This window comes from Streptomyces sp. NPDC031365, from assembly GCF_055569765.1.
This window is the reverse complement of sequence record NZ_JBVIIM010000066.1, coordinates 1-8745: the sequence shown is the minus strand read 5'-3', so window position 1 is coordinate 8745 and position 8745 is coordinate 1. Positions and strand designations below refer to the sequence as shown.

Genomic DNA, 8745 nt, shown 5'->3' with positions numbered 1-8745 from the left:
AACACCGAAGCGAACACGGGAAACGCCTCACACAACCCACGCCCCATACCCAACCGCTGCGCCCCCTGCCCACCGAACAGAAACGCGGTACGACCCGGCCGTGGGGGCAGACCACTCGGCGCCGTGCCGTCGGCCAGTTCGGTCAGCTGACGCAGGAGTTCCTCGCGGTCGGCCGCCACCACGGCCGCCCGGTGTTCCAGCGCGGCACGGGTGGTCGCGGACGACCAGGCGAGGTCGACAAGAGCCACCTGCCCACGGTCGGAGGCGAAGCCGCGCAGTGAGGCCGCGCGACGGCGCAGTCCTGCTTCGTCGCGGGCCGAGAGCAGGATCGGTACCGCGCCGCGGTCGTCGGCCCGGTCCACGGCCCCCTCCGGGGCGGGTACCTCAGGAGCCTGTTCGAGGATCACGTGGGCGTTGGTGCCGCTGATCCCGAACGACGACACACCCGCCCGGCGCGGTTCACCGGCGGCGGGCCAGTTCGTGTTCTCGGTCAGGAGCCGGACGTCGCCTGCTGACCAGTCGACATGAGGCGTGGGTTCGTCGACGTGCAGCGTCCTCGGGAGGATGCCGTGCCGCATCGCCATCACCATCTTGATCACACCGGCCACACCCGCCGCGGCCTGCGTGTGCCCGATGTTCGACTTCAGCGAGCCCAGCCACAACGGCCTGCCCTCGGCGCGGCCCTTCCCGTACGTGGCGAGCAGCGCCTGCGCCTCGATGGGATCACCGAGCGTGGTACCGGTGCCGTGCGCCTCCACCACGTCGACGTCGGCCCCGGTGAGGCCCGCGTTGACCAGCGCCTGCCGGATCACCTTCTGCTGCGCCGGACCGCTCGGCGCCGTCAGACCGTTGGACGCGCCGTCCTGGTTCACGGCGGAGCCGCGGATCACCGCGAGGACCTCGTGCCCGTCGCGCCGCGCGTCCGACAACCGCTCCAACAGCAGCACCCCCACACCCTCGCCCCAGCCGGTGCCGTCCGCCGACGCCGAAAAGGCCTTGCACCGCCCGTCAGCGGCAAGACCGCCCTGCCGGGAGAACTCCGTGAACAGCGTGGGCATGGCCATCACGGTCACGCCCCCGGTGATCGCCAGCGCGCACTCGCGCTGCCGTAGTGACTGGCAGGCGAGGTGAAGGGCCACCAGGGAGGACGAGCAGGCGGTGTCGACGGAGACCGCCGGACCTTCGAGACCGAAGACGTACGACAGCCTGCCGGACAGGACGCTGGCCGCGTTCCCCGTCATGATGTGGCCGCCGAGATCGTCCGTGGAGTTCACGGCGACGGGCGCGTAGTCCTGGCCGTTGGTGCCGACGAAGACGCCGGTCCGGCTCCCCCGCAGGGCGGTCGGGTCGACCCCCGCCCGTTCGAGGAGTTCCCAGGAAGTCTCCAGGAGCAGTCGCTGCTGCGGGTCGAGAGCGAGCGCCTCGCGCGGAGGGATGCCGAAGAACGCGGCGTCGAACTCGGCGGCGTCGTGCAGGAACGCGGCCTGCCGGGCGTACGAGGAGTCCGTGGAATCCGCGGACAGCAGACGGTCGAGGTCCCAGCCCCGGTCCGTGGGGAAGCCGGTGACCGTGTCGCGGCCGGACGCCAGCAGGTCCCACAGTGCCTCCGGGGTGTCGGCACCGCCGGGGAAGCGGCAACTCATGGCGACCACCGCGATCGGCTCGCGGTCGCGGGCCTCCACCTCGTGCAGGCGGTCCTGGGTCCTCTCCAGTTCGCTGGAGACCCGCTTGAGGAAGTGGCGGAGCTTGTCTTCGTTGGACACGGGTGCCGCCTTGTCGTTCGGAAGGTCGCGGTGGTGGGCGGATGCGGCTCCGGCGGTCATTCGATGCCGAACTTCTCGCCGAGGAGACCGAAGAGTTCGTCGTCGTCCAGGACCGCCTCGAAGTCGTCCTTGGCGGGCTCCGCGGAGGACGGCGTGCCGCCGTCGTCGTCGCGCCAGCGGGCCACCAGTGACTGAAGGCGCAGCATGATCCGCGTGTGGTCGGCCGTGCCGGCTCCCAGACGCTCCAGTGCTCCTTCGAGACGGTCGAGGTCCGCGTCGGGGCCGTGGCCGTCGTCCGGGGCCGGGGCGCAGATCTCGCGGTGCAGATGGGCCGACAGGGCCACCGGTGTGGGATGGTCGAAGACCAGGGTGGCCGGCAGATTCATTCCGGTGACGGCGTCGAGCCGGTTGCGCAGTTCGACAGCGGTCAACGAGTCGAACCCGGCGTCGCGGAAGGCCAGCGTGTCGACGACCGTCTCCGGTGTGCCGTGTCCCAGCACGGCGGCCACCTGGGCTCGCACGAGGGCGAGCACGGCCTCTTTCTGTTCCTCGCCGGACTTTCCTCGCAGGGTGTCCCGCAAGCTGCCCGCGCCGACGGCCGTCCGCTGTTCCCGTACGGCTGACAGGGCCTGGATCTCGGGGAGTTCCGAGAGCAGAGGGCTGGGCCGTCCGGTGAGGAAGGACTCGCCGAAGCGGCTCCAGTGGACGTCGGCGACGACCAGGTGCGTCTCGTCGTCGGCCAAGGCCCGCTCCAGCGCGGCGACGGCGAGGTCGGGAGCCATGGCGTTCATGCCGCCGCGGGAGAGTCGGTCCGTGACGACTCCGGTGTGTGTGGCGAGGCCCGTCTCCCCCCAGGCTCCCCAGGCGATGGAGGTGGCGGGCAGGCCCTGCGCGCGACGACGTTCCGCGAGCGCGTCCAGATGCGCGTTGGCCGCGGCGTAGTTGCCCTGACCCGCACCTCCGACCGTCCCCGCGAACGACGAGAACATCACGAACGCCGACAGCTCGAGCCCCAGCTCACGCGCCACCTCGTCCAGATGGTCGGCGGCCACCGCCTTCGGCGCCAGCACACCCGCGAGCCGCTCCGCCGTCAACGCCTCCACCACACCGTCGTCGAGCACACCCGCGGCATGGAACACCGCCGACACCGGGAACCTCGTCAGCAGACCCCCCACCGCCCCACGATCCGACACGTCACACGCCACCAGCGACACACTCGCCCCCAACTCCTCCAACTCCGCCGCCAGTTCCCCCGCACCCGGCACCGCACCACCCCGACGGCCCACGAGCACCACATGCTCCGCACCCCGCTCCACCAGCCAACGCGCCACCCGGGCACCCAACGCACCCGTACCGCCCGTCACCAGCACGGACGACGGAGCCCGCCAGCGGCCGCGGTCCGCGACCGCCCCTGGTGCGCACCGGCGCAGGCGACGGCCGAGGACGGTCCCGCCGCGCACGGCGACCTGGTCCTCACCGCCCGCCCCGCCCAGCACGCGTACGAGGGCGGCGCCCGCCACGGGGTCGAGGGTGGCGGGAACGTCCACGAGACCGCCCCACACGCGGTCCATCTCCAGGGCGATCACCCGGCCGAGGCCCCAGAGCTGGGCGAGCGCCGGGTCGGGAGCCTGGTCGCCCGGGGTCGCCGAGACCGCTCCGCGGGTCACGCACCACAGGCGCACGGACGGTTCTTGGTCTGCGAGTCCCCGGACCAGCTCGAGCAAGGCGGACGCCGAACGGGGCAGGGCGACCACACCCCGCACCTCCGGGTCTCCGGCGGCGTCGAGTGCGTCGGAGGGGCCGCGGCGGATCACCTCGGCGCCGGCCGCCGTCAGGGCTTCGGCCAGGTCCTCGGCGTCGTCCGCGCCGGTGACCAGGAGCCACCGGCCGGAGAGCGGGCCCGCCGTCCCCGCACCGAGGGGGACCCAGCCGACGCGGTAGCGCCAGGAGTCCAGGGCGCCCTGGTCGCGGTGGGCCCGGCGCCACGCGGACAGCTCCGGCAGCGCGTCCCGCAGCGCGGCGAGCGTCTCGGGACGGAACTCTCCGGCGAGGGAGTCCACGTCGGACTGTTCGACCGCCGTCCAGAAGGCCGCCTCGGCCGGGTCGGCGCTGGTGGTGGCCGGCGGCTTCGGGCGGGGCCAGAAGCGGTCCCGCTGGAAGGCGTAGGTGGGGAGACCGACCGTGCGGGCCTCGGGGAGCACGGAGCCCCAGTCGACCGCGACACCGCGGACATGCGCCTCGGCGAGGGACAGCAGGAAACGGTCGAGACCGTCCTCGCCGCGGCGCAGCGTGCCGAGCGCCGGACACTCCACGGCGGGCACCAGGACCGGGTGAGGGCTGACTTCGACGAAGACGTGCTCCTGCGCGGCCAGCCGGGACATCACCTCCTCGAAGCGCACGGGGTGGCGGAGGTTGCGGTACCAGTACGCGCCGTCCAGCTCGCCACCGTCCAGCCATTCCCCGCTCACCGTCGACAGGAACGGCACCTCCGCCGTGCCCGGCCGGAGTCCTCGCAGGGCCTGGAGTATCTCCTCCTCGATCTGCTCGACGTGCGTCGAGTGGGAGGCGTAGTCCACAGGTATCCGGCGGGCCCCCTCGACCCGGGTCAGCAGGTTCTCGAGCGGCTCTGTGTCTCCGGACACCACGACCGACCGGGGGCCGTTCACCGCGGCCACCGACAGGCCGTCCTCGAGGAGCCCTGCGGCTTCCCCGGGCGTGACCGGCAGGGCCGCCATACCTCCCCTGCCGGAGAGGGCGAGGAGCGCGCGGGAACGGAGCGCCACGATCCGGGCACCGTCCTCGACGCTCAACGCGCCGCAGACCACCGCGGCGGCGATCTCGCCCTGCGAGTGGCCGATCACAGCGGCTGGGGTCACTCCGACGGACTGCCACTGTGCCGCCAGGGCGACCATCACCGCCCACAGGGCCGGCTGGACCACATCCACGCGCGCCAGCGCCTCCTCGTCGCCCAGCACGTCCTCGAGTCGCCAGCCGGTGAACTGCTCGAGGGCACGGGCGCACTCCGCCAGGCGTTCGGCGAACACCGGCGATTCGCCGGCGAGGCGGGTGGCCATGCCCGCCCACTGGGAGCCCTGTCCGGGAAAGACGAACACCGGCTTGGTGCCCGCGATGGCCGTGCCGGCCACCGTGCCCACCGACGGCTCACCGGCCGCGACCCCCTGCAGGGCGCGGAGGAATCCGGAGCGGTCCTCGGAGACGACGACGGCGCGGTACTCGAAGCGGGAGCGCCCCATGGCGAGTGAGCGGGCCACCTCCGCCGTCGTGAGCTCAGGGTGGGCCTCGGCGTGGGCGAGGAGCCGGCGCGCCTGAGCCTTCAGGGCGGCGGGCGACCTGGCCGACAGGAGCCAGGGCAGCGACCGCCGCACGGTCCCCGTCCCGGCGGAGCGGTCGTGATCCTCCCGCGGGTCGCCTTCCTCAAGGATGACGTGCGCGTTGGTTCCGCTCATGCCGAACGAGGACACGCCGGCGCGGCGCGGTTCACCCGCCGTCTCCCAGGGCCGGGTCTCGGTGAGCAACGACACGGCGCCGGAGGACCAGTCCACCTTGTCGCTCGGCTCGTCGATGTGCAGGGACTTCGGCAGGAGACCGTGGCGCATCGCCATGACCGTCTTGATCACGCCGGCGACTCCGGAGGCAGCCTGTGCGTGCCCGATGTTCGACTTCACCGAGCCCAGCCACAGGGGCCGCCCGTCGCGGCGTCCCTGCCCGTAGGTTCCGAGCAGGGCCTGGGCCTCGATCGGGTCGCCGAGGGTCGTGCCGGTGCCGTGCGCCTCGACCGCGTCGACCTGTTCCGGGGCCAGGCGCGCGTTGGCGAGTGCCGCCCCGATCACCCACCGCTGGCTGGGCCCGTTGGGGGCCGTCAGTCCGTTGGAGGCGCCGTCCTGGTTCACGGCGGAGCCGCGGATCACCGCGAGGACCGGGTGGCCGTTGCGGCGGGCGTCCGAGAGTCGCTCCAGGAGCAGCACACCGACGCCCTCGCCCCAGCCGGTGCCGTCGGCCGCCGCCGCGAAGGGCTTGCAGCGGCCGTCGCGGGCGAGTCCGCGCTGCCGCGAGAACTCGGTGAAGACGGTGGGTGCGGACATCACGGTCACGCCGCCGGCCAGGGCGAGCGAGCATTCCTCCTGACGCAGCGACTGGGCCGCCAGGTGCAGGGCGACGAGCGAGGCGGAACACGCGGTGTCGACGGTCAGCGCCGGCCCTTCGAGGCCGAGCGTGTACGCGACCCTGCCGGAGAGGACGCTGGTGGCGTTGCCGGTGGCCAGGTAGCCGTCGGACTGCTCGGGGCCACCGACCAGGATCGTGCCGTAGTCGGCGCCGTTGGAACCGACGAAGACGCCGGTCCGGCTGCCGCGCAGGGTCTGCGGATCGAGGCCGCCCGCCTCCAGCGTCTCCCAGCAGGTCTCCAGGAGCAGACGCTGTTGCGGGTCCATGGCAAGGGCCTCCCTCGGCGAGATGCCGAAGAACGCCGCGTCGAAGTCGCCCGCGTCGTGCAGGAAACCGCCCTCCCGGACATACGAGGAGCCCTGCCGGTCGGGGTCATCGTCGAACAGGACTCCGAGGTCCCAGTTCCTGTCGCTGGGGAACGGCGTGACGGCGTCGCGGCCCTCCACCACCAGCTCCCAGAGTTCCCCGGCGGAGCCGACACCGCCGGGAAACCGGCACCCCATCGCGACGATCGCGACGGGTTCGCGGGAGGCCTCGCCCAGTCGGCGGTTCTGTTCGCGGAGCCGTTCGGTCTCCTTCAGGGAGGCGCGGAGCGCTTCGAGCAGCTTCTCGTTCGATGCAACCATGATGTCGTGTCCCGTGTCTCTGCCGTGCCGCCGGCCTGTCAGGATTCCGTGCCGTCCATCGCCAGCCGGATGAGCGCGTCGGCGTCCATCTCGTCGATGTCTCCCTGCGTGCCGCCGTCCGGCTGCGGGGCCGGGGGGTCGTCGGCGCCCGCGAGCTTCAGCAGCATGTCCACCAGTCCCGCCTCCCTCAGCCGTTCGAGCGACACGGAAGCCAAGGCCTCGCGGATCCTCGACTCCTCGTCGCCTTCGCCGGTCCGGCCCGTCATCTCCTCGAGCAGACAGGCCGCCAGCCGGCCCGGTGAGGGATGGTCGAAGACCACCGTGGCGGGCAGGGAGAGCCCGGTGGCGGCACCGAGCCGGTTGCGCAGTTCCACTGCGGTGAGCGAGTCGAATCCCAGGTCCTTGAACGCCTCGTCCTCCGCGATCCACCGGTCCCCGCGGTGGCCGAGCACCGCGGCCACCTGGGTCCGGACGAGGTCGAGGACGGCTTCCGCACGCCGGTTCGCGGGCAGTCCCGCGAGCCACTCCTCCGGTGACGCCACCGTCTCCCGCCCGGTCGACTTCGCGACCTCGGGCAGCGAGTCGAGCAGCGGGCTGGGGCGGGCCGCAGTGAACCCGGGCGCGTAGCGTTCCCAGTCGACGTCCGCGACGGTGACGACCGTGCTCCCGGCGGCGAGTGAGCGTTCCAGCACGGAGAAGGCGTCATCGGGCCGCAGAGGGCTCATACCGGCGAGCCGCATCCGTTCGAGCACGGCCTCGTCCGCGGCCATGCCGCTGTCGGCCCAGGGGCCCCAGGCGATGGAGGTGGCGGGCAGGCCCTGCGCACGACGACGTTCCGCGAGCGCGTCCAGATGCGCGTTGGCCGCGGCGTAGTTGCCCTGACCCGCACCTCCGACCGTCCCCGCGAACGACGAGAACATCACGAACGCCGACAGCTCGAGCCCCAGCTCACGCGCCACCTCGTCCAGATGGTCGGCGGCCACCGCCTTCGGCGCCAGCACACCCGCGAGCCGCTCCGCCGTCAACGCCTCCACCACACCGTCGTCGAGCACACCCGCGGCATGAAACACCGCCGACACCGGGAACCTCGTCAGCAGACCCCCCACCGCCCCACGATCCGACACGTCACACGCCACCAGCGACACACTCGCCCCCAACTCCTCCAACTCCGCCGCCAGTTCCCCCGCACCCGGCACCGCACCACCCCGACGGCCCACGAGCACCACATGCTCCGCACCCCGCTCCACCAGCCAACGCGCCACCCGGGCACCCAACGCACCCGTACCGCCCGTCACCAGCACGGACGACGGAGCCCGCCAGGACGCGGAGGCAGGACCGGCGCCGGCGCGGACGAGTCGTCGGCCGAGCACCTCACCGTCGCGCAGCGCGACCTGGTCCTCGGAACCGGCACGGGCCAGCACGGCGGACAGCGCGGCCACCGGCACCTCTCCCCCGGGCAGGTCGACGAGTCCGCCCCAGCTCTGGGCGCGTTCCAGAGCCACCACACGGCCCAGACCCCAGATCTCGGCGAGCTCCGGATCGGGCGCCGCATCCCCCGGAGCGGCCGACACGGCGCCGCGCGTGACACACCAGAGAGGCGCCGCGATCCGCAGTGTTCCGAGCGTCTGCACCAGGGCCAGCAGAGCTGCCGGTGTCCCGGGGCAGGTGACCAGCGCGTCGAGAGGCGCTCCCGAGCCGACGGCCTCCGTCAGCGCCTCGGCCTCACCACTGCCGCTGCGCACCACGTCGGCGCCCGCCTCGGCGAGTGCCCGCGCCACGCCGGAAGCCTCGTCCCCGGTGCCCTGCACCAGGACGCGGCGGCCTGCGAGGTCCGTCGCGGGCAGGGAGACCGGCTCCCAGTCGACCCGGTAGACCAGATCGTCGACGCGGGAGGTCCCGGCCGCACCGCCCAGCCAGAGGGGCCTCCGAGGTTCCTGGGCCGGGACGGGCCAGTAGCGCTCGCGCTGGAACGCGTAGGTGGGCAGGTCGGCCGGCCCGGCGGGGGCCCCCAGCACAGCGCCGAGATCGACGCCGACACCGTGCGTGTACGCGGTGCTCACCGCGTCGGCCAACGCGTCCGCCTCGGGGCGGTCGGGGCGCAGGAGGGTGATGAACCGCGGTGCGGCTCCCTCCTGGGTGAGGCCGTCGAGGCTGTCCTGGGCCATGGCGGT

Annotated in this window: 3 protein-coding genes; all 3 read right to left on the bottom strand. The window is 73.0% G+C overall.

All coding sequences use genetic code 11. From position 1 onward, the window contains the following. Nucleotides 1-1763, bottom strand: a 1763-nt coding sequence (locus ACZ5C2_RS38285; RefSeq protein ID WP_468801552.1) for a type I polyketide synthase, incomplete at its 3' end; no start/stop codon positions are given. A 56-nt stretch (nt 1764-1819) separates the two neighbouring features. Beyond that, nucleotides 1820-6574, bottom strand: a complete 4755-nt coding sequence (locus ACZ5C2_RS38280; protein ID WP_468801550.1) for a type I polyketide synthase — start codon at nt 6572-6574, stop codon at nt 1820-1822. A 38-nt stretch (nt 6575-6612) separates the two neighbouring features. Continuing rightward, a partial coding sequence (locus tag ACZ5C2_RS38275; RefSeq protein WP_468801548.1) for a beta-ketoacyl reductase occupies nt 6613-8745 on the bottom strand: 2133 nt, incomplete at its 5' end.

Excerpts from the sequence above, each read along its gene's own strand:
- ACZ5C2_RS38280 (WP_468801550.1), bottom strand. The coding sequence starts at position 6,574 with ATGGTTGCATCGAACGAGAAGCTGCTCGAAGCGCTCCGCGCCTCCCTG.